The sequence below is a fragment of the Ruegeria sp. YKSD179 genome, assembly GCF_059612885.1.
Genome location: NZ_JBXWRL010000004.1, coordinates 72,274 through 97,823 on the forward strand (window position 1 = coordinate 72,274; position 25,550 = coordinate 97,823).

General features: G+C 52.7%; 26 protein-coding genes. 14 read left to right on the forward strand and 12 right to left on the reverse strand.

The features are described 5' to 3' along the window. Positions 1-254 precede the first annotated feature (254 nt). The 5 genes from AC2FNE_RS03460 (at position 255) to AC2FNE_RS03480 (ending at position 6,162) form a co-directional block, all read left to right on the forward strand. Positions 255-1,223, forward strand: a complete 969-nt coding sequence (locus AC2FNE_RS03460; protein WP_496804795.1) for an XdhC family protein — start codon at positions 255-257, stop codon at positions 1,221-1,223. Further along, entirely contained in the window at positions 1,220-2,221 is a 1,002-nt protein-coding gene (locus AC2FNE_RS03465) for a molybdopterin-binding protein (protein ID WP_170606737.1), read from the forward strand. Before AC2FNE_RS03460 ends, AC2FNE_RS03465 begins: the two co-directional genes overlap by 4 nt. A gap of 152 nt (positions 2,222-2,373) precedes the next feature. Next, on the forward strand, positions 2,374-2,859 hold the full coding sequence (locus tag AC2FNE_RS03470; RefSeq protein WP_170480267.1) for a (2Fe-2S)-binding protein: 486 nt from the start codon (positions 2,374-2,376) through the stop codon (positions 2,857-2,859). Between the two features lie 55 nt (positions 2,860-2,914). Further along, the gene (locus tag AC2FNE_RS03475; RefSeq protein ID WP_170606739.1) at positions 2,915-5,275 is read left to right on the forward strand and encodes a xanthine dehydrogenase family protein molybdopterin-binding subunit; all 2,361 of its coding nucleotides are present in this window, start codon (positions 2,915-2,917) and stop codon (positions 5,273-5,275) included. Between the two features lie 95 nt (positions 5,276-5,370). After that, positions 5,371-6,162 (forward strand): FAD binding domain-containing protein, encoded by a 792-nt coding sequence (locus AC2FNE_RS03480; protein ID WP_496804796.1) that lies wholly within the window; start codon positions 5,371-5,373, stop codon positions 6,160-6,162. 29 nt (positions 6,163-6,191) lie between these two features. On the opposite strand, the gene AC2FNE_RS03485 is transcribed toward AC2FNE_RS03480, so the two are convergent. Together AC2FNE_RS03485 and AC2FNE_RS03490 are read right to left on the reverse strand one after the other, a co-directional pair. After that, positions 6,192-6,455 carry a hypothetical protein gene (locus AC2FNE_RS03485; RefSeq protein WP_496804797.1) on the reverse strand — a complete coding sequence of 88 codons (264 nt, stop codon included), beginning with the start codon at positions 6,453-6,455 and terminating at the stop codon, positions 6,192-6,194. After that, positions 6,442-7,074 carry a MurR/RpiR family transcriptional regulator gene (locus AC2FNE_RS03490; RefSeq protein ID WP_496804798.1) on the reverse strand — a complete coding sequence of 211 codons (633 nt, stop codon included), beginning with the start codon at positions 7,072-7,074 and terminating at the stop codon, positions 6,442-6,444. The genes AC2FNE_RS03485 and AC2FNE_RS03490 overlap by 14 nt, the downstream gene beginning before the upstream one ends. 150 nt (positions 7,075-7,224) lie before the next feature. Between AC2FNE_RS03490 and AC2FNE_RS03495 the strand changes: the two genes are divergently transcribed. Beyond that, a complete protein-coding gene (locus AC2FNE_RS03495) occupies positions 7,225-7,989 on the forward strand; it encodes a beta-keto acid cleavage family enzyme (protein ID WP_367648163.1) in 765 nt (254 codons plus the stop codon). Then, positions 7,986-9,302: an aspartate aminotransferase family protein gene (locus AC2FNE_RS03500; RefSeq protein ID WP_170606747.1), complete on the forward strand. Its 1,317-nt coding sequence runs from the start codon at positions 7,986-7,988 to the stop codon at positions 9,300-9,302. Before AC2FNE_RS03495 ends, AC2FNE_RS03500 begins: the two co-directional genes overlap by 4 nt. A 52-nt stretch (positions 9,303-9,354) precedes the next feature. Here AC2FNE_RS03500 and infC read toward each other — a convergent pair whose 3' ends face one another. The 7 genes from infC to cobA all read right to left on the reverse strand — a co-directional run bounded on the left by infC (position 9,355) and on the right by cobA (position 14,979). After that, positions 9,355-9,903 carry a translation initiation factor IF-3 gene (gene infC / locus AC2FNE_RS03505; protein ID WP_170480668.1) on the reverse strand — a complete coding sequence of 183 codons (549 nt, stop codon included), beginning with the start codon at positions 9,901-9,903 and terminating at the stop codon, positions 9,355-9,357. 159 nt (positions 9,904-10,062) lie between these two features. Continuing rightward, on the reverse strand, positions 10,063-10,896 hold the full coding sequence (locus AC2FNE_RS03510) for a ferredoxin--NADP reductase (RefSeq protein WP_170480278.1): 834 nt from the start codon (positions 10,894-10,896) through the stop codon (positions 10,063-10,065). A gap of 108 nt (positions 10,897-11,004) precedes the next feature. Then, on the reverse strand, positions 11,005-11,412 hold the full coding sequence (locus AC2FNE_RS03515) for a DUF934 domain-containing protein (RefSeq protein WP_170606749.1): 408 nt from the start codon (positions 11,410-11,412) through the stop codon (positions 11,005-11,007). Continuing rightward, positions 11,409-12,170: a phosphoadenylyl-sulfate reductase gene (locus tag AC2FNE_RS03520; protein ID WP_496804799.1), complete on the reverse strand. Its 762-nt coding sequence runs from the start codon at positions 12,168-12,170 to the stop codon at positions 11,409-11,411. Before AC2FNE_RS03520 ends, AC2FNE_RS03515 begins: the two co-directional genes overlap by 4 nt. Next, positions 12,160-13,824: a nitrite/sulfite reductase gene (locus AC2FNE_RS03525; RefSeq protein ID WP_170606753.1), complete on the reverse strand. Its 1,665-nt coding sequence runs from the start codon at positions 13,822-13,824 to the stop codon at positions 12,160-12,162. Before AC2FNE_RS03525 ends, AC2FNE_RS03520 begins: the two co-directional genes overlap by 11 nt. Before the next feature lie 64 nt (positions 13,825-13,888). Then, positions 13,889-14,203 (reverse strand): DUF2849 domain-containing protein, encoded by a 315-nt coding sequence (locus AC2FNE_RS03530; protein WP_170480285.1) that lies wholly within the window; start codon positions 14,201-14,203, stop codon positions 13,889-13,891. After that, on the reverse strand, positions 14,203-14,979 hold the full coding sequence (gene cobA / locus AC2FNE_RS03535) for a uroporphyrinogen-III C-methyltransferase (protein ID WP_496804800.1): 777 nt from the start codon (positions 14,977-14,979) through the stop codon (positions 14,203-14,205). The genes AC2FNE_RS03530 and cobA overlap by 1 nt, the downstream gene beginning before the upstream one ends. A 143-nt stretch (positions 14,980-15,122) precedes the next feature. On the opposite strand from cobA, the gene AC2FNE_RS03540 reads away from it, so the two are divergent. Next, a complete protein-coding gene (locus tag AC2FNE_RS03540) occupies positions 15,123-15,602 on the forward strand; it encodes an Lrp/AsnC family transcriptional regulator (protein ID WP_170480289.1) in 480 nt (159 codons plus the stop codon). Between the two features lie 10 nt (positions 15,603-15,612). Here the strand turns inward: AC2FNE_RS03540 and AC2FNE_RS03545 are convergent, their stop codons facing one another. Then, entirely contained in the window at positions 15,613-16,794 is a 1,182-nt protein-coding gene (locus AC2FNE_RS03545; RefSeq protein WP_496804801.1) for a cytochrome P450, read from the reverse strand. Between the two features lie 47 nt (positions 16,795-16,841). Here AC2FNE_RS03545 and AC2FNE_RS03550 point away from each other — a divergent pair, with 47 nt between their 5' ends. From AC2FNE_RS03550 to AC2FNE_RS03570, 5 genes are all read left to right on the forward strand, one after another. Further along, a complete protein-coding gene (locus AC2FNE_RS03550; protein ID WP_170480294.1) occupies positions 16,842-18,575 on the forward strand; it encodes a sensor histidine kinase in 1,734 nt (577 codons plus the stop codon). Further along, a complete protein-coding gene (locus AC2FNE_RS03555) occupies positions 18,572-19,801 on the forward strand; it encodes a sigma-54-dependent transcriptional regulator (RefSeq protein WP_496804834.1) in 1,230 nt (409 codons plus the stop codon). The genes AC2FNE_RS03550 and AC2FNE_RS03555 overlap by 4 nt, the downstream gene beginning before the upstream one ends. Positions 19,802-20,090: 289 nt before the next feature. After that, positions 20,091-21,092 carry a DctP family TRAP transporter solute-binding subunit gene (locus AC2FNE_RS03560; protein WP_170480296.1) on the forward strand — a complete coding sequence of 334 codons (1,002 nt, stop codon included), beginning with the start codon at positions 20,091-20,093 and terminating at the stop codon, positions 21,090-21,092. Between the two features lie 115 nt (positions 21,093-21,207). Further along, a complete protein-coding gene (locus tag AC2FNE_RS03565) occupies positions 21,208-21,885 on the forward strand; it encodes a TRAP transporter small permease (protein ID WP_170606759.1) in 678 nt (225 codons plus the stop codon). After that, on the forward strand, positions 21,885-23,261 hold the full coding sequence (locus tag AC2FNE_RS03570) for a TRAP transporter large permease (protein ID WP_170606761.1): 1,377 nt from the start codon (positions 21,885-21,887) through the stop codon (positions 23,259-23,261). Before AC2FNE_RS03565 ends, AC2FNE_RS03570 begins: the two co-directional genes overlap by 1 nt. Positions 23,262-23,332: 71 nt before the next feature. Here the strand turns inward: AC2FNE_RS03570 and tpiA are convergent, their stop codons facing one another. Further along, positions 23,333-24,082 (reverse strand): triose-phosphate isomerase, encoded by a 750-nt coding sequence (tpiA, locus tag AC2FNE_RS03575; RefSeq protein WP_170606762.1) that lies wholly within the window; start codon positions 24,080-24,082, stop codon positions 23,333-23,335. Positions 24,083-24,207: 125 nt separating this feature from the next. On the opposite strand from tpiA, the gene AC2FNE_RS03580 reads away from it, so the two are divergent. Beyond that, positions 24,208-25,122, forward strand: a complete 915-nt coding sequence (locus tag AC2FNE_RS03580) for an isopenicillin N synthase family dioxygenase (RefSeq protein WP_170606765.1) — start codon at positions 24,208-24,210, stop codon at positions 25,120-25,122. Here AC2FNE_RS03580 and AC2FNE_RS03585 read toward each other — a convergent pair. Continuing rightward, the gene (locus tag AC2FNE_RS03585; RefSeq protein WP_170480306.1) at positions 25,119-25,484 is read right to left on the reverse strand and encodes a HesB/IscA family protein; all 366 of its coding nucleotides are present in this window, start codon (positions 25,482-25,484) and stop codon (positions 25,119-25,121) included. The two genes, AC2FNE_RS03580 and AC2FNE_RS03585, sit on opposite strands and share 4 nt — an antisense overlap. Positions 25,485-25,550: the final 66 nt, after the last annotated feature.

Below are 25,550 nucleotides of genomic sequence, written 5' to 3' on the forward strand. Positions count from 1 at the left end.
AATCTCGTACCTTACATAATCAACGCTTTGTGTATTCGTATACTTGTGGCACGAGGATATCCACTCATCCAAAGAATAAAGAATTCTGGCTGTGCAGTCCTGGTAAGGGTAGTTATGCCCGCCATTACCTTGGAAGGTTTGAACAATCCGCGAAGCGATTGTCGACAGAGGGGAAGTGGCGTGCAGTATGCACAGACAGCTTTTCATTGCGCTAAACCTCCCTATGTTGGATCGCAATACCGTCGGAGGTTAGGATGGACAGATTCGACAACAGTTCTGAAACAGCACTGAACTGGTACCGTAGTGGCAAGGGTGCTGCGCTAGCGACAGTCGTGCAAACATGGGGTAGCGCACCAAGGCGTGTTGGATCACAATTGGTAATAGGAGGCGATGGTCAAATTGAAGGATCGGTGTCGGGTGGTTGTGTCGAAGGGGCGGTAATTGTCGAAGCCCTTGACGCTATCGAAGAAGGCGAAGCCCGCCTTTTGGAGTTCGGCGTCAGCGACGAGGACGCCTTTGCCGTCGGTCTTGCCTGTGGTGGAACGATCAGAGTGTTGGTCGAGCCGATCGGCAGGGTTTTCCCCGAAGCAATGCTTGAGGAATTGGTGGCAGCCCGCGCTAATCGGGAAGCGATTGCTTACGAGGTAAATGTCGAAACCGGGCAACGTGCCTTACGTCACAACGCCTACCCGGATCGATTGCGAATGGACCGTTCGGGTTTCGAAGAGGACGGTCAGACGTTTGTCGCAGTCCACAACCCTCCGTTGCGCCTAATCGTTGTCGGGGCGGTTCACATCGCGCAAGCACTTGTTCCCATGGCAAGAATTGCAGGCTATGATCCGGCCATTGTCGATCCAAGGGAAGCTTTCGCCTCTAACGCCCGGTTTCCCGGAGAGAAAATCCTAACGGATTGGCCGGACGAGGCGGTAAAACAGCTTGGGCTAGACTCGCGAACTGCAATTGTTTTGCTTTCACATGATCCGAAACTGGATGACCCCGCGCTGCAAGCCGCTTTACAAGCGAACGTTTTTTATATCGGAGCCTTGGGATCCACCCGTACACACGCCAAGCGCATTGATCGGATGAAACAGGCCGGTTTCACGGATGATCAGATTGCGCAAATTCATGGTCCAATTGGGCTTGATATCGGTGCCGCGGACCCATCTGAAATCGCCGTTGCAATTCTTGCGCAAATGACTGCGGTTCTACGAGGTAAGGCGTGAAGTTCGGACCGATCCCGGTTTCGCGAGCTAGCGGAACGATTCTCGCGCATTCTGTTAAGGTCGGGGATCGAAAGCTCCGCAAAGGTGTTCGGCTGACACCCGAACATATCGCTCAGATGGATCGGGCGGGTTTAACAAATGTCACAGTTGCACGGATGGAACCAGGCGATTGTCACGAGGACGAAGCCGCGCGAACTCTGGCAACTGCGCTTGCTCCTGATCCATCTTTGGCCAATCTAAGATTGACCGAAGCATTCACCGGGCGTGTCAATTTGGTTGCTGAAAGCCCCGGGGTCGCTGTATTGAGTACAGACGCGCTGCATCGGTTCAATCAAGTTAACGCGATGATTACTGTTGCAACGGTACCCCAATATCAGCAGATGAATGCTGGCGGCATGGTGGCAACCATCAAAATCATCTCTTATGCCGTCCCTAAGGCCGATGTAATTTACGCTGCAAACCTTGCTCATGGCGCGATACGGGTTGCGAAACCAGTTTTGCATACTGCAGGTCTTGTCGTAACGGATATTCCAGGCGGCCCGCCCAATGAAAAAGGCATCGCCGCTATCCGAGGCCGGGTGGAAGAGCTAGGGATGGAGTTGTCGGACGTTCGAATCGTTCCCCACCAAACACAGGCGATCTCAAACGCGATTCTGGATACTCACGGCGACGTAGTGATGATTCTTACGGCTTCGGCGACCTCGGACGAAAATGATGTTGCACCCGAGGCGGTTCGCGCTGCGGGTGGAACCGTGGATCGGTTTGGTATGCCAGTAGATCCTGGCAATTTGCTATTTCTTGGGTCCTTGCATGGCCGTGCCGTAATCGGTCTGCCGGGTTGCGCACGCTCGCCTGCATTGAATGGGGCAGATTGGGTTCTGTCCCGAGTAGCTTGCGGGATCGAAACGACAGGCAACGACATTGCCGCCATGGGTGTCGGCGGCCTTCTCAAAGAGATACCAACAAGACCGCAACCCCGCGCCGCAAAAAGCAAGTGACGCAACGGCACTTTTGCCGAATTGCTGTGTTGATCCACTATCATAGACTCGAGAAAGTTCATCTTGGGAAAACACGCAAATATTTTTGTTCTCAAACAAAAATTCCCGTGTTTAACTCGGGCCAAGGAAAAACACTAAATAGGGAGGATCTCATGACACAGGTCTCAATGACCGTGAACGGTAAGGCCGTTAGCGGTGACGTCGAAGGCCGGACCCTGTTGTCCAGCTTTTTGCGGGAACACCTGTCACTGACCGGTACCCATGTTGGCTGCGACACCGCACAATGCGGGGCTTGCGTCGTACACGTGAACGGAGAAGCCGTTAAGTCGTGCAACATGCTTGCGCTGGAAGCAGACGGATCGGAAGTTGGCACGATCGAAGGTCAGGCAAACCCGGACGGGTCGTTGAACGTGATTCAACAGGCTTTCCAAGATCATCACGGTCTACAATGCGGTTTCTGCACGCCGGGAATGGTAATGAGCGCGGCAGCACTACTGAAGGAAAACCCGCGCCCAACTGAGGCCGAGGTGCGTAAGTACCTTGAAGGAAACCTGTGCCGTTGCACAGGCTATCACAATATCGTCAAAGCGATCATGGCCGCGTCCGGCCAAGACGTCAGCAGCATAGCCGCCGAGTAACGCGGCCAAAAAAGAATTTTCCAGGGAAGTTCTTTTTCAGGGAGGAGAACAAGCAATGCCCAAAGACAGTGGCATCGGAGCCAGTTCCAAGCGGCGCGAAGACGTGCGCTTTCTGACCGGAGCAGGCAATTACACCGACGACATCAACGTGCATGGCCAAGCTTATGTGCATTTTCTAAGATCCGACATCGCGCACGGCAGAATTAAGTCCGTGGACACCTCTGCGGCAGAAAACATGCCCGGAGTTGTGAAAGTTTTTACCGGTAAAGATTTCGAGGGCGTAGGCGGGATGCCCTGCGGGTGGGAAGTGACCGATCGTCATGGCGCTCCTATGCAGGAGCCACCGCATCCAATTCTGGCGCAGGGAAAGGTTCGCCATGTAGGGGATCCGATAGCAGCGGTAGTCGCGGATTCGCTGGAACAGGCGCGTGATGCGGCCGAAGCAATTGCTTTGGATATCGAAGAGTTACCCGCGGTTCTTGACATGAAAGCTGCTGCGCAGGACGGCGCCACTCTGGTTCACGATGATCTGAAAAATAACATCTGTTATGACTGGCATCTTGGTGAAGCTGATAATGCAAAGGTAGATGAGGTCTTTGCCAATGCGGCGCATGTGACCACGCTGGATTTGGTCAACAACCGTTTGGTTGCAAACCCGATGGAGCCTCGCGTTGCCGTTGCTGAATACAAGCGCGGTACTGACGAGTACACGTTGTACACCACGTCGCAGAACCCGCACGTTATCCGTTTGCTGATGTGCGCTTTTGTTCTGGGCCTTCCGGAGCACAAGGTTCGCGTCGTCGCACCCGACGTCGGCGGTGGATTTGGCACCAAAATCTTCCACTATGCGGAAGAGGCTTTTTGTACCTTTGCGGCGAAAGCTTGTGGGCGACCCGTCAAGTGGACCGCAAGCCGATCCGAGGCGTTTATGTCTGACGCACAGGGCCGTGATCACGTCAGCAGAATCGAATTGGCGCTTGACGCGGACAACAATTTCGTCGGCTTGCGTACTGACACATATGCCAACTTGGGCGCATATCTTTCGACTTTCTCTAGTTCAGTTCCGACTTGGCTGCACGGTACTTTGATGGCGGGCAACTACAAGACGCCGGTCATTCAGGTGAACGTGAAGGCTATGTTTACCAACACGGTGCCGGTGGATGCCTATCGCGGGGCAGGTCGCCCCGAGGCCACGTTCCAGTTAGAGCGTGTGATCGACAAAGCCGCCCGTGAATTGGGTGTGGATCCGATTGCTCTCAGACGGCAGAACTTTATCACCGAGTTCCCATACGACACTCCCGTGGCGTTGACCTACGACACTGGGAATTACAATGGGACAATGGACAAGCTTGAAGCAGCTGCCGATCTGTCTGGCTTTGCGGCGCGCCGCGCGGAAAGTGAGGCCAATGGCAAACTACGCGGCTTGGGTATAAATTGTTACATCGAGGCGTGTGGAATTGCCCCATCTAACATTGTTGGCATGTTAGGGGCTCGTGCGGGTCTTTATGATGCTGCGACGGTGCGGGTAAACGCCACTGGCTCAATCAGCGTCATGGTCGGCGCACACAGCCATGGCCAGGGCCACGAAACGGCTTTCCCGCAAGTCGTAGCGGACATGATCGGTATCGACGAGTCGATGGTCGAGATCGTGCATGGTGATACTTCCAAAATTCCGTTTGGAATGGGAACGTATGGTTCGCGTTCGCTGGCCGTCTGTGGCTCGGCCATGGTAAAGGCAACAGAAAAAGTGATCGATAAAGCGAAAAAGATCGCTGCGCATCTGTTGGAAGCGTCAGAAGCTGATATCGAATTGAAGGATGGTCAGTTCACTGTTGCTGGCACGGATAAATCCGTGGCGTGGGGCGATGTGACGTTGACGGCTTACGTTCCTCACAACTTCCCTCTGGAAGTGGAGCCTGGGCTGGAAGAGACGGCGTTCTATGATCCAGCCAATTTCACGTTCCCTGCGGGAGCCTACGCTTGTGAGGTCGAAGTCGATCCAGAGACTGGACAGGTCACAATTGAAACTTTCACGGCGGCAGATGACTTTGGCAATATCATCAACCCGATGATTGTGGACGGTCAGGTGCACGGTGGAATTGGTCAGGGAATTGGTCAAGCATTGCTTGAAAATTGTGCCTATGACGAAAATGGCCAACTCCTAAGCGCCTCATTCATGGATTATGCGATGCCGCGTGCGGACGACCTTCCGTTTTATGGTGTGGATCATTCCAGCCAGACGCCGTGTACGCACAATCCGCTAGGCGTCAAAGGCTGCGGAGAGGCTGGCGCAATCGGGTCGCCTCCTGCAGTGGTCAACGCGGTTCTGGACGCTTTAAACTCGGGTGGCAAAACCGTCGATCACATCGACATGCCGGTAAGCCCCTCACGCGTCTGGGCAGCTTTGAACAGCTAAGTTGTTGTGTGGGTGCGAGGGGCAATCCTTCGCACCCCAAGGATTTTAATTGCCAGAAGAAGGGCGGTTCCGCGCCTTTTTGAAAGGAAAACGAAATGTACAATTTCGAGTTCGAAAAACCCTCAACCATCGCCGATGCAGTTGCAGCGATGGGAGGAGAAGAAGCTCAGGCATTGGGGGGCGGGCAAACCTTGATCCCTACGCTAAAGCAGCGATTGGCCGCACCATCGTCTTTGGTATCTTTGACAGGCATCCAAGAGATGCGGGGTGTTTGCGTCGAGGATGATGGGTCAGTTTCTATTGGTGGCGCTACGACGCACGCTGCCGTGGCCGCTGATGCGGCTGGCAGCTATCCCGCGTTGGCGGCCCTGGCCGGTCAGATCGGCGATCCTGCCGTTCGAAACCGTGGTACCATTGGTGGCTCGATTGCTAACAACGATCCTGCAGCCTGCTATCCAGCGGGTGCGCTCGGCTCAGGAGCAACGATCGTTACCAATAATCGCCAAATTTCTGCAGATGACTTCTTTGAGGGTATGTTTAGCACCGCCCTGGAAGAAGGCGAGATCATCACGTCGGTCCGCTTTCCAGTGCCTCAGGCGGCAAGCTATCAGAAGTTCTTGCAACCAGCCTCCCGTTTCGCGTTAGTCGGGGTGTTTCTGGCACGGTTCGCCGACGGCGTTCGAGTCGCGGTAACTGGTGCAAGCGAAGATGGGGTGTTCCGCTGGTCCGAAGCAGAACAGGCGTTGAGCAAAGAATTCCGCCCAGACGCCCTGATGGATCTCAGGATCAATGCAATGAATATGATTGCCGACTTGCATGGAAGCAAAGCATATCGTGCACATCTTGTCAGTGTTATGACAAAGCGCGCCGTCGAAGCGTGTATGTAACTAGAGACGAAAAAACAAAAAAGCCTCGGCTAATAACCGGGGCTTTTTATTTTCTTTACGCGGGGCAGTCGTGATGGTTGCCAATATGCCCCCGTATCTTCGCGGGCTTTTAAGTGAAGTTCGACCCGGTCACGCGCGGCGTCACCGCCCGCAGAAACGAGATGCCCCAACAAACACTCCAAAACAGCCATCGCCCCCGAAAAGCTGGAGAAATGGTGCAATGATCGTGTGCTTACTGGTAAAACCACGTCTGCCGAGATACCTGGCGCGATTACATCGCTATCGGACATCATTATCAGTTTGAGTCCTTGTTTTTTTTGCAAATCGCATCGCTTGGATCGTATCGGAAGAATAGGGTTGAACAGTTATAGCAAACAGACAATCCCGTTCATCAGCACCAAGCAAATCATCGATTGCCGAGCCAACATGCCGAGGCGCTAATTTAAGCCCAGGATGCGCCATTCGCCCTGCATAATGAAAATAATATGCCAGGGCATAACTGGCGCGAGTTGCTGTGACATAACAACGATTAGACTGCATAATCAATTGTGTCGCCGCGCCTATCGTTTCAGGTTCCAGCAACCTTAGGGAGCGTGACACAACATTCAATTCGTTCCTGGCGAATTCCGCCTGCGCAGTTCCGTAATTCCCGGATTTATCTGATTGGTCCAGCCAATCCTGACCTAGTTTTTCTTCGGCATCCGTAACCAATGCAGACCGAAATGGTTGGCGGAACGCGTTGAAACCGTCAAATCCCATTTTATCGGCCAAGCGGACTAGTACGTTTGGGCTTACTCCGATCTTTTGAGATGTGACCCGAATTGGGTCGATCCCAAAATCACCCGGGTGATCAATAATATATTTTGCAGCTGCCTTTAGTTGCGTTGGCAAATCGTCGATGTCGCGACGCAATCGATTTGTCAGTTGTGTTACATGGAGTTCCATATCAAGAAAAAAACATATGTTTTGGAAATTACAAGTGCGAAACGTTTGGACTGAACGTAGACCGCAACTATAGCGCCTAAAAAGAGGGCTATGGGTAGATTAATCAGGAAGAACATCGTGTCGCAATTAGATGCAACTGGGCCTTACATTCTGGTTGCTCCAAACGGAGCAAGACGCCGGCTTACGGATCATCCGGCGATACCGATTTCAATGGACCAGATCGTTTCAACGGCGAAGGCGTGTTATGATGCTGGTGCGCGTGGCTTACATTTACACGTTAGGGACGACTATGGCCGGCATTCTTTGGACGCTGGCAGGTACCTCGAAACGATTTCGGAACTGCAACAAAATGTACCTGCGATGGATGTTCAAATCACGACTGAAGCAGGTGGTATGTATGACGTTGAGGCGCAATATCTCTGCCTGTCAGAAGTTAAGCCCAAATGGGCTTCGATTTCAGTCAGAGAGGTTGCAAAAAACCCTGAACTTGCGGCACGTATATACAGCCTTTGCGAGGATCAAGGAACCCGCGTACAGCATATCCTGTACGATGCGGCAGATGCAGATTTATTGATCAAGTGGCAAACTGAGTGTGTGGTTAAACCGTCGCAAGTGGAAAGACTTTTGGTGTTGGGACGCTATTCATTAGACCGAAATTCAGCGCCTGAGGATATCGATCAATTTCCCATCGACACTTCTCCGTGGATGGTGTGTGCCTTTGGATCGCAGGAGCATACTTGTTTGGTTAACGCCGCATTGCGCGGAGCTGATGTTCGGGTTGGGTTCGAAAACAGCTTGACCATGGAAACTGGTCAACAATGGGTCGACAATGCCGCATCAGTCGCAGCATTAGTGGCGCAGATAAAAGGTAGATCAAGATGAGTCATGTTTTCCCACGTCACACAAAATCTGAATTGCCGACCGCAATAAGCGGGGAGGGTTGTTATCTGATCGACAGTCAAGGGCGGCGATATTTGGATTGCGGCGACGCTGCGGTTTCGTGCTTGGGGCATTCGAACAAGGCAGTCATCCAAGCTGTTCAACAACAAGTGGAACAGATTGCCTTTGCTCACACCGGATTTATGACTTCGGAACCAGCTGAGGCTCTTGCTGACCTGCTCATAAAATACGCTCCGGGAGAACTGGATAGAGTCTATTTTGTGTCCGGTGGATCAGAGGCAACGGAGGCAGCGATCAAGCTGGCTCGGCAGTACTTCCTTGAGATTGGACAGCCCACTCGAAGTCACGTCATCGCACGTCGTCAGAGTTATCACGGCAATACATTAGGCGCATTGTCGGCAGGTGGGAATGAGTGGCGCCGGGCACAGTTCTCTCCGATGTTGATAGAAATGAGCCACATAGCACCCTGCTACGAATATGCCGAAAAACCCGACGCTGAGAGCAGTTTTGAATATGGGCAACGAGTGGCCAATGAACTGGAGACAGAAATTCTACGTCTTGGACCAGAGTCGGTCATGGCATTTATGGCCGAACCTGTAGTGGGCGCGACATTGGGAGCAGTTCCTGCCGTTGATGGATACTTCAAACGGATCAGAGAGATTTGTGATCAATACGGAGTGTTATTGATTTTGGATGAGGTCATGTGCGGCATGGGACGGACCGGGCATCTGTTTGCGTGCAACCATGACGGCGTGGTGCCAGACATTCTGTGTATCGCAAAGGGACTGGGCGCCGGATATCAACCAATCGGCGCCATGATGTGTACCGGAAAAATATATGACGCTATTCGCGACGGATCGGGTTTTTTTCAGCACGGCCATACTTATGTCGGACATCCAGTTGCCACTGCTGCAGCTTTGGCGGTTGTGACAGAATTGACCGAAAGAAACCTGCCGGAACGGGCGGGCGTCAAAGGTGAAAACCTGCAATCGGCATTAGAAGCGACGTTTGGCCAACACCCGAATGTCGGCGACATTCGGGGAAGGGGACTTTTCCGAGGAATCGAATTAGTTTCCGAAAGAAACAGTAAGACCCCATTTGATCCCAACAACGGAATCGCAGGTAAGGTCAAAAAAGCAGCCTTGGCCGAAGGGCTGATTTGCTACCCGATGTCAGGTACCCGCGACGGCCGAACAGGAGATCACATATTGTTGGCGCCGCCGTTTATAATCCAAGACTCTGAGGTCGACGAGTTGGTGGTAAAGCTGAAACGCGCTCTAAATAACGTATTATGAAAAGGGCTCCACCCACTTTTGAAGGAGCCCTTAGAATAAGAAATACGCAATCTTACTTTTGTGGTAGCGGCCCAATCATCATGATCATTTGACGGCCTTCCATCTTCGGCATGTTTTCTATCTTGCCGATTTCCTGAATGTCTTCAGCGACGCGTTCGAGCAACTCGCGCCCGAGATTTTGGTGCGCCATCTCACGGCCACGAAAGCGTAGAGTTATTTTGACCTTGTCGCCCTTTTCAAGGAACTTTACGACGTTTTTCATTTTGACGTCATAGTCATGCGTGTCGGTGTTCGGACGGAATTTGATTTCCTTCACCTCTATGACTTTTTGTTTCTTTCGGGCTTCGCTTTCGCGTTTTTGCTGTTCGTATTTAAACTTGCCAAAATCCATGATCTTGCAGACCGGTGGGTTCGCGTTGGGCGATATCTCGACCAGATCGAGGCCAGCTTCGGCGGCAAGTTGCATGGCTTTCGCGGGATGAACCACCCCGACATTTTCGCCATCAGCGCCTATCAGGCGAATTTCGGGGGCACGGATTCTGTCATTTACGCGCGGTCCGGTTTCTCTCTGCGGTGGCGCGTTGTGAGGTCTGCGAGCTATGGGTTCATTCCTTTGATGATTTCAGAAATTCGAGCCCGGAATTTAGACGTCTCCGGGCATCGTTTCAAGCGGCATAACGGGGTATTACACCGAAAAATCTAAGTTTTGTCTGGGGTTTTTAGCAGGCAGGGTAAGTTTTAGCCCTGCCTTTGAATTGTGTCAGCCCACAAAGGCCTTTTCGACCACGAATTCTTTGGGTTCGGAATTAGCGCCTTCGCGCAAGCCGAAACCTTCCAGAATAGCTTTAATGTCGTGGTTAAAGGCGAGACTTCCGCAAACCATAGCACGATCTGTCTCGGGCCTTATTCCACCTTCGACACCCAAATCAGCGAATACAGTTCCGTCCTGCAACAAGGTGGTGATACGTCCCATCTTTGGACTCTCTTCTCTTGTTGTTGTCGGATAATACCGAATCTTGTCGGCGAAGTCTTCACCGATGAGTTCGGCCAGTAACTCGTCCTGCCGAATGTTGTCGATCAATTCCTGGCCATAGTTCAACTCGGCCACGTCGCGACAAGTGTGAGTGATGATGATCTCGTCATAATCTTCATAAGTCTGTGGTTCGCGCAGCAAGGAAGCAAAAGGAGCGAACCCAGTTCCTGTGGCAAAAAACCAAATACGCTTGCCCGGCAAGAGCGCGTCGTGCACCAGGGTGCCAACTGGTTTGGGTCTTAGAATGATCTGATCGCCAGGTTTGATATGCTGCAGCTTGGACGTAAGCGGGCCATCCTGAACCTTGATCGAGTAAAACTCCAATTCTTCGTCCCAAGAAGGGGAGGCGATAGAGTAGGCACGCAACAGCGGTTTACCGTTATCACCTAACAGTCCAATCATAACAAATTCACCTGAACGGAACCGTAAAGAGGCCGGGCGCGTGACTTTGAACGAGAACAAACGATCCGTCCAATGTTTGACGTCGGTCACAGTTTGGGCGTCTGGCAAGACGGGAGCCTTAACGGCGGTTGCTTCGGTCACGGATTTCATCTCTGTCATCGTTTCGCTGCCGATCTGCTAAACCGACATCTCCGTTTAATCTTTGATCCAAGTCAGGAAAAGGGGCAGATTGTCCCTTTCGGCGTCTTACGTTGAAGCGTCGGTCGATCAGCCGCGAAGACGCGCCTGATAGTTGTGCTCCTGCCAATCGGCTCTGCTCAGCCATTGGTCTTCGGGTTGGCGGGCAGCCAACGCGTGATCAATCTCAATCTCATCAAATCCACTTCTTCGGGCCATTGCATATTGATCAGCCAACACATGGCCCTTGGCCCTCAATCGGCCTCTATAGCCTTTCAGGCGCAATGTCCGCGCGATGGTAAAGCCGCGACCGTCAGCAAAGGACGGGAAGTCCACGCGAACCATTCGGGAGCTGCCCAAGCGTTCCATTAACTCGTCAGGATCTGCGTCTGAATTCACATCCAGCGCGACAACATCATTAGCCGCATCATCAAGTGTGACGAAACCGTCTGTCCAGTCATCAGGGGAAAACCCCCCGTCGGTAACAATTACGTTCATGTTTTTTCTCCGGTACGGACCATTTTTCCATCAATGAAATGGATGCCGCATTCTTCTTTGTTCTGATTGCGCCAACGTCCGGCGCGCGGTTCTTCGCCCTCTTTGACCGGCGATGTGCAGGGGGCGCAACCGATCGAAGGGTATCCTTTTGCCACCAGTGGATGTCGTGGTAAGCGATTTTCGTCCATATAGGCACGTACGTCTTCTGGTGCCCAATGTGCCAACGGGTTGACCTTGATCCGACCTGTTCCGTCTTCGACTTCGAAGAACTCCAGAGTGGCCCGATTGCCCGACTGAAAGCGCTTTCGCCCTGAAATCCAGCCGCTGTAGCCAGAAAGTGCCTGTTGCAAGGGAAAGGTTTTCCGCAGATTGCAACAGGCGTCTGTATCATGAACGTGAAGGGCGCCATATGGGTCGTCACGCTGTACATCTTCATCATTCGCTCGGATAATACGGACGTTGCTCAGCCCCAGTCTATCACTGACTTCATGCTGATACTCCAAGGTCTGAGTAAACAGCATCTGCGTATCAATGAACAACACTGGTGTAGCCTTATCGACTACTGCCACCATGTGCAGCAAGACGACTGATTCCGCTCCAAAGCTGGAAACCAGGGCAAGATCTTCGATTTCTGCCAGCGCGCCATGCATCACGTCATGAGCACTGTGGTGCCGGAACCGATTATTCAGCGCACCGACTTGCTGTGTCAGCGCGCGACGATCCCGGCCAAGTTCCGTTTGTATCAGGTCAAGCGGCATTTGCTCGAGCCTCTGGATAGAGAGCAGCCTTGAACGGCGCCATTCCAACGCGACGGTAAGTTTCCAGGAAAGTCTCTTCGGTGCCGTCTCGCTGCTCCAAATAGGTTTCTACGATACGTTCCACGGCAGGCACGATTTCGTCGTAAGCAAAACCAGGCCCGGTGCGATCACCAACCGCGGCGGCTTCGGTTGCGTCGCCACCCAATGTAATTTGATAGTTTTCGACGCCAGCACGATCCAAGCCAAGAATACCAATATGGCCTACGTGGTGGTGGCCACACGCGTTAATGCAGCCCGAAATCTTGATCTTCAGGTGGCCGATATCATGCTCAAGCTTCAGCTCGTCGAAGCGGGTCGCAATCTCTTGTGCAACCGGGATTGAACGGGCGGTCGCCAGCGCGCAGTAATCCATGCCGGGGCAGGCAATGATGTCGCTGATCAGGCCGATATTGGCTGTGGCCAGCTCATACTCTTGCAGCTTGGCATGGATCACCGGCAGGTCCAACTTGTGGACATGCGGCAGAATCACGTTCTGCTCATGGCTGATGCGCAGTTCGTCATAGGCGAACTCTTGGGCCAGATCCGCCATCACGCGCATCTGCTCGGCAGTCGCATCACCCGGTGTCTGACCGTGCTTCTTGATCGAGATCGTGACGATCGCGTGGTCCGCGTTCTTGTGCGGTGCGATGTTGGTATCGACCCACGAACGGAAGACCGGATCGTTGGTATAGGCGCCTTCGAACGACGCAACCGAACCTTTGCGGAAGGCCGGAGGTGCAAAGTGGCCTTTGATCTCATCCAGCAGAGCCATATCGGCGCCCTTGAACTGCGGGCGAACCTGTAGGAAGCGCTCATTCACCTTGGCGCGGATGGCGTCGATGCCATGTTCGTGCACAGTGATCTTAATGCGCGCTTTGTACTTGTTGTCGCGGCGGCCGATCTGGTTCCACACGGACACCGTGGCTTCCAAATAGGCCAGCAAATCGTCAAATGCGACGAACTCGGACAGCTCCTTGCCGATCATCGGAGTACGGCCAAGACCGCCACCCACGATAACACGGGCACCAAGAACGCCGTCACGTTCAACCAGTTGCAGGCCGATATCGTGCGCCTTTATCACTGCGCGATCGTTTTCCGATCCGGTAATAGCGATCTTGAACTTTCGCGGCATGAACTGGAATTCCGGATGGTCGGTGGACCATTGACGCAGAAGTTCAGCGTAGGGGCGGGGGTCCGCAATTTCATCTGCCGCGGCACCCGCAAAATGGTCGGCAGTAACGTTGCGAATGGTGTTGCCCGAGGTCTGGATGGCGTGCATGCCAACCTCGGCCAGCGCATCCAGCATATCCGGCACGTCATTCAGTTTGGGCCAGTTGTACTGGATGTTTTGACGGGTGGTGAAGTGACCGTACCCTTTATCCCACTTCTCGGCTAGCAGGGCCAACTGGCGCATCTGCGCGCTGGACAGCGTACCATAGGGAATAGCTACTCGCAGCATGTAGGCGTGCAACTGCAGATAAAGGCCATTCATCAAACGAAGTGGTTTGAATTCATCTTCGGTCAAAGAGCCGTCAATTCGACGTTCAACTTGAGCGCGGAACTGCGCGTTGCGCTCTGACAAAAATGCTGCGTCAAACTCAGAGTAACGATACATGATTAGTTGTCCTTAATTGCAGCCCCGAACCTTGGGGGCCTTTACGGGGAGAGAGGGCCGGAGGTCAGGCCCGGGGCTGCGGGGAAGTTTCCTGTTTGCCATGGGCATAATTGGACGGGCCAGTCCGTCGGAAATCTTCCCGAAAATGGGTAGGTTCAGGACCTGAGTCACCCGCCACAGCATCAGCGAGATAGGCGCCGACAATCTTGCTGTACTGGCGTTCGGCATCTAGCAATCGAACTTGCGCGTGTGCTTCGTCGGTGATCAGTTCCGCATCAGAAAAATCGCGAGACCAACGGTCATCTTCTGTCAGGTAAACCACATCTCCTTCCAACAGATCGTTGGCGGTGACAACTTTGGGTGTAAAAGCGCGGGCCATCAGGCAAGCTCCTTGTTGAAATCTTTCTGTGCGGCGAATGCGTCTCGCGGCGACAAACCGTAAAATGTCAGCGCAGGTCCGTTCATCTCAGCGGCGGTCAGATCGGCTGACAAACGATCCAGTGTCGTGTGCACCACGCACTGATCAGAACGCGACGCGTTTTCGACAATGGTAACGGGTGTATCGCGATCTGCCCCATGCATAATCAGACGGCCCTGGATGAATCTGGCGGATTTTTTGCCCATATAGATTGCGGCCACAGAGCCAGGGCGCGCCAAAGCAGCCCAATCGTGATCAGCAAACCCGTTCACATCGTGGCCCGTTAGAAATCGAACGGATGAGTTACGTTCTCGCCGAGTGAGGCTTTGACCAATTGTCGCTACTGCTGCCGACGCTGCAGTAACACCGGGCACAATGCGCCATGAAATACCTGCGGCCTCAACGGCATCTATTTCTTCATCAAGGCGGCCAAAAACGGTCGGGTCGCCAGACTTCAAACGAACGACACGCTGATACTTGGTTGCGTATTCGACCAGCAATGCGTTTATGTCACTTTGTTTCCATGACGGGCCAAAACCGGCTTTACCTACATCCACTAGGGGCGCTTTTTTGCCGGCCAGCTCGAGCACTTCAGAACTTATTAAGCGGTCATGCAGAACAACGTCCGCCGATTCAAATGACCTTATCGCCTTAACGGTAAGCAGTTCTGCATCGCCGGGGCCAGCGCCGACAAAATCGACGTTACCGGGTTGAACTATGTCTTGATGATGCTGCATTTGGCGATCCGGGCGTGGTTTGACTTACCTCACAATATAGGAAATATTTCCTCCACGACGCCATAATGTGTGAAAAAAAAGAACATTTGTTCCAAATTTTACTGCCGGAGGAACAAGAGTTTCGAAACGAGAGGAAAACAAGAATGTCGGTGCGAATAGACGCCACAGACCAGAAAATTCTGTTCGAGCTGCAAAGAGACGCTAGCCAATCTCTGGATGAGATCGCAGCTCGTGTTGGTAGTTCGAAGACACCAGTTTGGAATCGCATACGAAAGCTGAAGGGTGCTGGTGTTATAGGTCAGCAAACTGTGTTGCTGGATGCCGAGGCGTTAGGTTTCGAGGCGACATTCTTTGTCCTGATCCGAACTTCGGAGCATGAGGCTGAATGGCAGCGTAAATTTCTCAACGCATTGCGAAATCGCCCCGAAGTTCAAGAAGCGCATCGGCTAGCAGGCGACATCGACTACATTCTGAAGGTTCGGGTCAAAAATGCCCGCGCATACGATGCGTTTTATCAAAACCTGATTTCCGAGGTTCGGGTTCACAACGTCACGGCCTTACTATCGATGGAAGAAATTAAGTCCACAACCATGTTGCCGTTGAATGCGATTTCCCTGGACTAACACGCGAAATTCAAGCTTGGACCATTAAGTTTGACAGGCCGTGAAAGTGATAGGTGTCAGCGTACCGCGCCTTTTCAATGAGGTGCAAATTTGGACATCTATCGAACAAAACGCGCAACGCAATGCGCATCTCAAGTCGCGCAAGAGGAGCTCCGACGCAGAAATGCAGCCCTCCGCCAAAACTAACATTAGCAATTGCTTTGCGGCTGGGATCGAATAAGTCTGGCTGCGGCCAAACCTCGGGGTCTCGGTTTGCTGCCGCTAGCAGTAAGGCGATTTGCTCACCTCTACAGAAGGTATTTCCAAAAACTTCGACATCTTCATAAGCGTATCGCGTGAACATGTGCAAAGGTGGGTCGTACCTTAAGACTTCCTCGACCAATTGGTCTAAGGGGCTGGAAAATAAGTCCTGAGAAAAGGCTCCATCAGTCAGTACAGCATTTAAGCCATTTCCAAGGGTGTGCACGGTTGCTTCATGTCCCGCGTTCAGCAAAAGTATGCAGGTTGCAATTAACTCATCTCTGTTTAGCTTTTCACCATCTTCTTCCGCTTGAATCAAACGTGTGATGAGGTCGTCTTTCGGATCGTTACGGCGGTGTTCGATGTATTCGTTTAAGAACGCACTGAATTCGCTTGAAGATTGGGCAGCCGCGTCTTCGGTTTGCCTTGTCCTGCCTGCCTGATACATAGCGACCATATCGTGCGACCAAGCCAGAAGTTGTGGGGCTATATCCTCAGGCACCCCGAGCAAGCGACAAATAGTGATGACGGGAACTTGATTGCAGTATGCTGGCAAAAGATCGAACGGTTCTTTGGGAAATTCGTCGATCAGACTATTGCATAGCTCTTCAATGCCCGTTGACATCGCTGAGATAGCCCGGGAAGTGAACGCGCGCAAAACCAATGCCCGCAACCTTGTGTGACGAGGCGGTTCAAGCTCAAGCATTGAGTTGATCTCGACCGACAACCAAGGGGCTAGATGCGAGGGTCCCGGCGAAGCCATTTCAGGCGGAACCTCGCGGCCAAAGCGACGATCACGCAACAGGGACAGGACAGCCCGATTAGATACAGCCGCAACCATCCCGTAATCGTGCCAAAAAAACAGGTCGCCATATTGTCGAGCTTCAGCATAAAAGGAATAGGGGTTCTGTACGAAGGACGGGTCAGTAGGAGATTGTGTCAACGTCTTCATGAACCGCACACTTGCCATGGCGCCCGTCGAATGCAAGACCCTAAAGCATGCATCGGTTATGGATCATACTAGGGTTTCTCTCAGCGGTCGGGCTATTGTCTGTGGGCGTTTGGACCTATGCCTATCGTCAAGCTCTCTCGCAACTAAGTGAAAAGGCAGAGGCGGACCTCGAACTTGCGGCCGACAGGTTGAGCACACAGATGCAGGTGTACCAAGAATTGGCCGTGTTGATGGCAGACCACCCGGGCCTGCGTACGCTCGAAGACGCATCGCAGAAACGGGCAGCGCGGTTATTGTTGTTGGACGTGGCGGACAAAACTGCTGCAGTCAACATTATGTATTTGGATCGCAAAGGGCAGGTTCTGGCGGCAGCACAACCGACGCCACAACCAAGTTTAGCGAAACACCCGGCATTTAAACGGGCAATGCAAGGCGCCTTGGGCACTGCGCATGGAGTCATGCCGAACAGCGATGATCGTACATATTCATATGCTGCGCCTTCTTTCGGTCCTTTTGGGGAAATTGAAGGCGTCTTGATGGTCGTCGCAGACGTTCAGGATGTGGAACAAACCTGGCGTGGTAGCACCGAGGCGGTATTCTTCGTCGATTCCGATGGGATCGTCTTTATCTCCAATCGGTCTGATCTTTTGTTTTGGCAAAGGTCCGAAGGGCAACCCGGACTGGTCCCTCCCAACGGTGGGTCCGTTGATTTCGCCTCAATTCACGTTGGGGTTCACGAGGTTTGGAAACTGAACTGGGGCCGTTATCTGCCTAACCGCGCACTGCATCTTACGCTTGATCTTCCAGTGATCGACATGACGGCGGAGGTGTTGGTGGACGTCGCACCCGCACGGCGCTTAGCTATTTTACAGGCCGCTGCCGTTGCTGCGATTTGTTTGGCATTTGGTGCATTTTTGTTTCTTGCGACCGAGCGTCGACGTGCGCTGTCCGAAGCTAATGCGGTATTGGAAAGCCGCGTTGCGCAGCGAACACGCGCCCTCACTGCCGCAAATACTGCTCTGCGCCACGAGGTTTCAGAAAGACAAGAGGCGGAAGCGGCCCTTCGACAAGCACAGGCTGAGCTTGTGCAAGCTGGTAAGCTGAGTGCGTTAGGGAAAATGTCAGCAGGGATCAGTCACGAACTGAACCAACCACTGATGGCAATTCGGCAATTTGCTGACAATGGCTCTGCGTTTCTTGATCGTGGAAACGAGTCGCGCGCTGGGGAAAACTTGGGGCGGATTTCCGAAATGGCGGCTCGTATGGCGCGGATCATCAAGAACTTGAGGGCATTCGCCCGAAACGAAAGCGAACCCATGGGTAGGGTTGATCTCGTTCAGGTCCTCAACACAGCTGTGGAACTGACCGAAACTCGTTTGCGCACTGATGGAGTCGATTATGACTGGGAACCTCCAACTACACCGGTATGGGTTTGGGGCGGCGAAGTTCGTTTAGTTCAGGTTTTTGTTAACCTTATCACCAATGCCGCGGATGCTATGGAGGGATCCCAAAACGCAAGAGTCAAAATAACACTACACACTGATAGACGGCCAAGGGTCTCGGTTCGAGACACCGGGCCAGGCATCGAGGACCCGGATCGTATGTTCGAACCTTTCTACACCACTAAATCAGTCGGCAGCTCGGAAGGTATGGGGTTAGGCTTGTCAATATCGTATGGGCTTGTTCAGAGTTTCGGGGGCGACATACGGGGCAGGAACACACCAGAAGGAGCTGAATTTACTGTCGAGCTTGACCCCTATACCAAGGAAAAGGCGGCATAATGCGCAAAGTTCTTTTGGTCGACGATGATCCTGCTGTTCGCGAAGCTCTGGCACAGACACTAGAACTTGCGGACTATGAACCGGTTTCCACAGGTTCGTTTGTCGCTGCCAAGGATCATATTCGAAGGGATTTCGCAGGAGTAATTGTATCTGACATTCGTATGCCGGGTCGCGATGGTTTTCATCTGCTTACATACGCCCGAGACATCGATCCAGAGTTACCGGTTATTTTGCTTACCGGAGAAGGCGACATACCAATGGCGGTTCAAGCTATGGGGAAGGGCGCCTTCGACTTTCTGGAAAAACCTTGTGCCGCCGACGATTTAGTGTCGGTGCTGAAAAGAGCGTTCGCCGCCCGTGACGAAATACTCGATAAGCGAAAACAAAAACGGGAACTAGAGAAGGGTGACCCTGCGGCGCGCATGTTATTTGGGTTGTCGGATCAAGCGGAGGCGCTGCGGGCCAGGGTTAGGACAGTAGCCGCAACCAGGGCTGAGGTTTTAATTAAGGGTCCGACCGGTAGTGGTATTTCCAAAGTCGCGGAAGTCGTGCACTTGATATCCGCCAACGGACAGGGGGCTTTTGTAAAACGCCCTGCGTCGGGCTTGTCGAGCCAAGAGTTGATACAAAGCTGTGAGGACGCAGCCGGTGGCTCGTTGTTTCTGGATGAAATTTCGGCAATGCCCACCGCGACTCAATACGCGGCACTGGACATTATGGAAAAGGGTTCCCTTGCACGGATCATCGCCGGATCGACAGCTGATCTGGAGAAATTGTCTGCAGAGGGGCAGTTCAACGCAGATCTTTTCTATCGATTGGACGTAATGCGTGTAAGGATCCCATCGTTGGCTGAACGGCCCGAGGATATTCCCGTTCTTTTCCGGCAATACGTCGACCAGGCCGCAGAGCAAGCGGGATTGACGGCACCCGACGTATCCTCGGAACACCTTGCGGCACTGATGGCGCAGGATTGGCCGGGTAATGCCAGATCTTTAATGTCGGCGGCGATGCGTTTTGTGCTTGGTATGCCAGAAGAGGCCGCAAAAGCTGCGGATCAGGGTTTGAATGAACAGATGGCCAGCGTAGAGCGTTCGCTGTTGATCGCGGCTTTGGGGCGACACAACGGTAAGGCTTCGGAGGCGGCAAAAGCGCTAAAGCTGCCGCGTAAAACATTTTACGACAAACTCGCTCGTCACCAAATACGGCCCGAGGATTATCGAAGATAACATCTGTTGCCGCGTCTTCGAAACATAAGTGCGCCTCGACCTGTTGATTCGATGTGTGCGGATTTTCGCACAACCAAGGAGACCGGTGTGCGGGAATTCGCACAATGAATTCTGGATCATCGCTCAAACTTTTAGCTGAGGGTCATAAAACAATGTTTTTGTGGCAAAAACTGTTTGGCGGAGAGCTTGGAAACAAATCGTTGAGGTCCAAGCGGCGATTCGCTTCACTTCGCGCAGCGATCGCTGGCACAGCGTTCAGCAGTGAATTGAAGTCTGGGAGGAAAGACAAATGAAGTTTTTGACAACAGCTGCCACGGCTCTGGCCCTGTCCGTCACGGCCACGGCAGGTTTTGCCGCATGCGAAGAAGGCGAAATCGTCGTCAAATTTGCGCATGTGACAAACACGGATAAGCACCCCAAGGGGATTGCGGCATCACTTCTTGAGCAGCGCGTAAATGACGAGATGCAGGGCGTGATGTGCATGGAAGTTTACCCGAACTCCACGCTTTACAACGACGACAAAGTGCTTGAGGCGATGTTGCAGGGTGATGTGCAGCTAGCGGCTCCGTCGCTATCGAAGTTCGAAAAATTCACCAAGCAGTTCCGGCTGTTTGACCTGCCGTTCATGTTCAAGAACATTGACGCTGTGGATGCTTTCCAGGCGTCTGCTGACGGCCAGGCTATGAAAGACAGTATGCAGCGCCGCGGACTGCAAGGACTGGCATTCTGGCACAATGGCATGAAGCAGATGTCGGCTAACAAGCCTCTTATGGATCCGTCAGATGCCGACGGCCTGAAGTTCAGAGTTCAGTCGTCAGACGTTCTGGTTGCCCAGATGGAGGCAATTGGCGGCAGCCCGCAAAAAATGGCGTTCTCAGAGGTTTATGGTGCGCTGCAGCAAGGCGTTGTGGACGGACAAGAGAACACTTGGTCGAACATTTATGGCAAAAAATTCTTCGAGGTTCAGGACGGTATCACAGAAACCAATCACGGCATTATTGACTACCTTGTTGTGACGTCCGTTGACTGGCTGGACAGCCTTGACCCCGAAGTAAGAGAGCAGTTCCTAACCATTTTATCCGAGGTCACCGAGCAACGTAACAAAGAAGCTTTCGCCGTAAACGAAGCTGCAAAAGCCTCGATAACAGACGCCGGTGGCATTATTCGCGATCTCAACCCAGAACAGCGTCAGGCTTGGGTCGATGCGATGAAGCCTGTGTGGGACAAGTTCGCAGATGACGTAGGTCAGGACAAAATCGACGCCGCTCAGGCGATCAACGCAGGGTTCTGATCCCTGATCGGGTCGCGCGTCTGACGACTGGGGAGTGATCGACGCGCTGGCCGGGCGGGCGACATTTGGCCCGCCGCACTTTACTCTCGTTACAAAAAAATGCGGGGACAGATAAATGTCTGGTTCAAAAACCGGCCAAGGCGGGTTGGTTGACCAAATCGAAGAAACCATGATTGCGTTGCTGTTGGGTCTTATGACAGTTGTGACTTTCGCCAACGTGATCGCGCGGTTTGTGTTCAACTCCAATATTCTTTGGGCTCTTGAACTAACGGTCTTCACTTTTGGCTGGTTAGTTCTTTTGGGTGCATCATACGCCGTTAAAAAACACGCCCACCTGGGAGTGGACGCGATCCTTAATATGCTTGCGCCTGCACCTCGTCGCATTCTAGCCTTGATAGCCGTTGCGTGCTGCCTTGTTTTCTCGTTGCTGCTGTTGAAAGGGTCCTACGACTATTGGGCCGTCTTCGCGGACTTGCCACCAACATCTGGTCGCTGGTTTCCAACTGGGTTCGATACCGGCGCGCGTAGCCAAAGTTTTTATGAAGTAGATGACATTCCAATGGTTGCACCGTTGCGCTTTCTGGAAGACCTCATCAACTACGGCGAAGGCTATGAAAAACTTCCCAAGGTGGTGCCGTATCTTGTTCTGCCTGTTTCCATGCTGCTGCTTGTGATCCGATTTTCACAGGTCGCCGTGCAGATCTGGCGCGGTGAGACTGATCGCCTTGTTGCCAGCCACGAAGTTGAAGACGAGATCGAAGAAGTTCGGGCTCAGCAGGGAGAGCACGACTAATGGACGTAATACTTCTATTTTCGATGGTCATCGGCCTGCTGTTGATCGGGGTTCCGATCGCCGTAGCTTTGGGCCTAAGCTCAACCCTCTTTCTGTTGATCTACTCCGACAGCTCGCTGGCCTCTGTCGCCGGCACGCTCTTTGAGGCGTTCGAGGGTCACTTTACTCTGCTTGCGATTCCTTTCTTCATATTGGCCTCGTCCTTCATGACGACCGGTGGTGTCGCGCGAAGGATCATTCGCTTTTCAATTGCCTGCGTCGGTCACTTGCCAGGAGGTTTGGCGATTGCCGGTGTCTTCGCCTGTATGTTGTTTGCGGCTTTGTCCGGATCCTCTCCGGCCACGGTCGTTGCAATCGGTTCCATCGTCATCGCGGGAATGCGCCAAGTCGGTTATTCCAAGGAGTTTGCCGCCGGTGTGATCTGTAATGCTGGGACATTGGGTATCCTGATCCCGCCATCAATTGTGATGGTTGTCTATGCTGCAGCTGTCGAAGTTTCAGTTGGGCGAATGTTCCTTGCCGGAGTTATTCCGGGCCTGCTTGCAGGTTTAATGCTTATGGTCACCATCTATGTCATGGCAAAGGTGAAGAACCTGCCAAAAGGCGATTGGAAAGGGTGGGGCGAAATAGTCGTTTCGGCCAGAGAGGCCGGTTGGGGTCTGTTTCTTATTGTCATCATTCTGGGCGGAATCTATGGCGGTATTTTCACCCCGACGGAGGCAGCGGCCGTGGCTGCGGTTTACGCCTTCCTGATTGCGAGCTTTGTCTACAAAGATATGGGCCCGTTAAGCACTGAAGGCGAGGCATCAAATGTTTCTCTGCTGAAGAAACCTCAGGCACTGATTACGGCGTTTTTTCACCCAGATACAAAGCACACGTTGTTTGAGGCCGGAAAACTGACTGTTACGCTGCTGTTTGTGATCGCCAACGCCTTAATCCTGAAACATGTACTGACAGACGAACAGGTGCCGCAACATATTGCCAGCGCAATGCTTTCCGCGGGTTTGGGTCCGGTAACTTTTCTGATTGTGGTCAATGTAATTCTGTTGATCGGTGGTCAGTTCATGGAACCATCCGGCCTTTTGGTGATCGTTGCGCCATTGGTATTTCCAATCGCGATCGAACTGGGAATCGATCCGATTCACTTGGGCATCATAATGGTCGTAAACATGGAAATCGGAATGATAACGCCCCCGGTGGGATTGAACCTGTTTGTGACTTCGGGTGTCGCGGGGATGCCAATGATGGGCGTGGTGAGGGCCGCGCTGCCCTTCTTGGCAGTGTTGTTCGTGTTCTTAATATTGGTCACTTATGTCCCTTGGATATCGACCTATTTACCAAACACGTTTATGGGGCCGGAAATCGTCACGAATTAGAATATCTACAATGAAAGGGGGCGGACCCTTTGCGGGCCCGACCTCTCTTTTTTGAACATAATCAAGTAATGTCAGGCGTTTTCCAACGCTTGAATAATGCCTGAGAAGTCTTCTGCCTTAAGGCTGGCGCCGCCTACCAACGCGCCATCGACGTTTGAAACGGAAAAAATTTCGGAAGCATTTTGCGGCTTTACCGACCCACCGTACAGTAACCGGATCGAGCTTGCTGAGTCCGCGCCAAAGCGGTCTGCAAGTTTTGTCCGCATAAAGTCGTGAACTTCGCAAATCTGATCCAGAGTGGGAATTTTGCCTGTTCCAATTGCCCAGATAGGTTCATATGCCACGACTAGGTTCTCTCCGATTGGTTGGTCCGGAATAGAACCCGAAATCTGTTCACCTATAACATCCAGTGTTTCCGCAGCCTCGCGCTGCTCTATGCTTTCCCCCACACAGACGATGGCAATTAGTCCGGCATCCTTCGCTGCGATGGCCTTAGCTCTTACGAGTTCATCGGATTCGCCATGATCCTGCCGCCTCTCAGAGTGGCCCAGGATCACGTATTCGGCGCCTGCATCTTTTAGCATCTCGGCGCTCAGATCACCGGTGTGTGCACCGGCAACTAGTGCGTGGCAATCCTGTCCACCCACGATGACGCTGTTGGCCTGAACAGCCTGAGCTGCCCGATGCAAAAGCGTCGCGGGTGGGCAAATCAGGATGTCGATATCTGGATTTGGGTACAAACTAGAGAGTTTCTCTAATTCCGCGAGAGAGGTAGCCGTACCGTTCATTTTCCAATTGCCCGCTGCAAGTTTGCGCCGCATCTCCAACTCTCCGTTGTGAAAATTTCGTAGCATTTCAGTTAGCACCCCTATCGAAAGCTTACAATTCCGCTTGCGGTCAGTTGCATTGCAGGGCAGGAGTTTCGCGCGAATAAATCTGGTGCAAAATGATAGACAACCTAAATCTTGAAAAATTGGATCAACGCGACCCCGCAGAACTAGCCCGACTAGCGCGAGGGGTACGCGAGCTTGGCTTTCTTACAGTTTCCGAAACCGGACTGAACGAGCAACAACTTAAGGACGTTTTCGACGCCTATCGTAATTTTTTTCACTTGCCCGAATCTGAAAAACAAACGGTCAACATGGCTGCCACCGGATCGAACCGGGGATGGGGTGCGCCAAAGTCAGAGCAATCCAACCCTGATGCTAATCCCGATTTCAAAGAAGTTTTCGACTGTGGATATGAGCTTCCACCCGGAGACCCTTATAGCATCCGAAATCTCAGCGTTTATGCACCCAACCTGTGGCCAGAAAATCCGCCTGGATTTCGTCCGACAATCGAATCTTACTACAGCACCGCCTGCAATGTCGCGATGAGGGTGCTTCGGGCTATCGCCGTAGCCGTCGGTCGTGATGAAGCCAGTTTTGACAACGCATTCGACACCCCGATGGCGCTGCTACGTGGAAACTATTATCCGCAGCGCCCTCGATGGGCCGGAGAAAAAGACTTCGGAATTGCCGAACACACTGACTATGGCTGCCTGACCTTGCTGGCAACCGATGGAACACCTGGGCTTGAGGTGAAATTGCCTGATGGAAGCTGGCAACTGGTTCAAGCTGGACCCGGTCAATTCATAATAAATTTCGGAGAAATGTTGGAACTCTGGACTTCCGGAGAGGTCAAAGCGACGTTGCACCGTGTGAAAGGAGGGGGACAGGAACGGATTTCGATCCCACTATTCTTCAACCCGTCATTCGACACAAATGTCGCCCCGCCGCGTTCGGGTGAAACCATAACCGCAGGCGAACATTTGACGCGGCGGTTCAACGAGACCTATGTACATCTGCAAAAAGCGTCCTAGGACTGGGGCGCGATGTTTTCGTCGAATTTGATGGACTCACCGCAGCCACAGGCATCAACTACGTTGGGGTTGCGAAACTTGAATCCTGATTCAAGCAACGACACCTCATAGTCGATTTCGGTTCCAAAGAGGAACATCTGGGCCATCGGAGCAATAATAACGCGGGCGCCGTCCTGTTCGACGACTTCATCGTTTGGATCTGCCTGATCGACGTAGTCCATGGTGTATTCCATCCCGGCGCACCCGCCCTTTTTCACACCGATGCGCAGCCCGGCATGACCACCCGACTGCATCAGGCGAACAATCTGCTCGGCGGCTTTAGGCGTCATAGTAACGGCCTGTTTGCCCGGAATACCAAACATAGAAAACTCCAACTTCCACGTGCTGACACCAATTTAGGATGGACAGAAGCCGGGCTCAAGAGACGT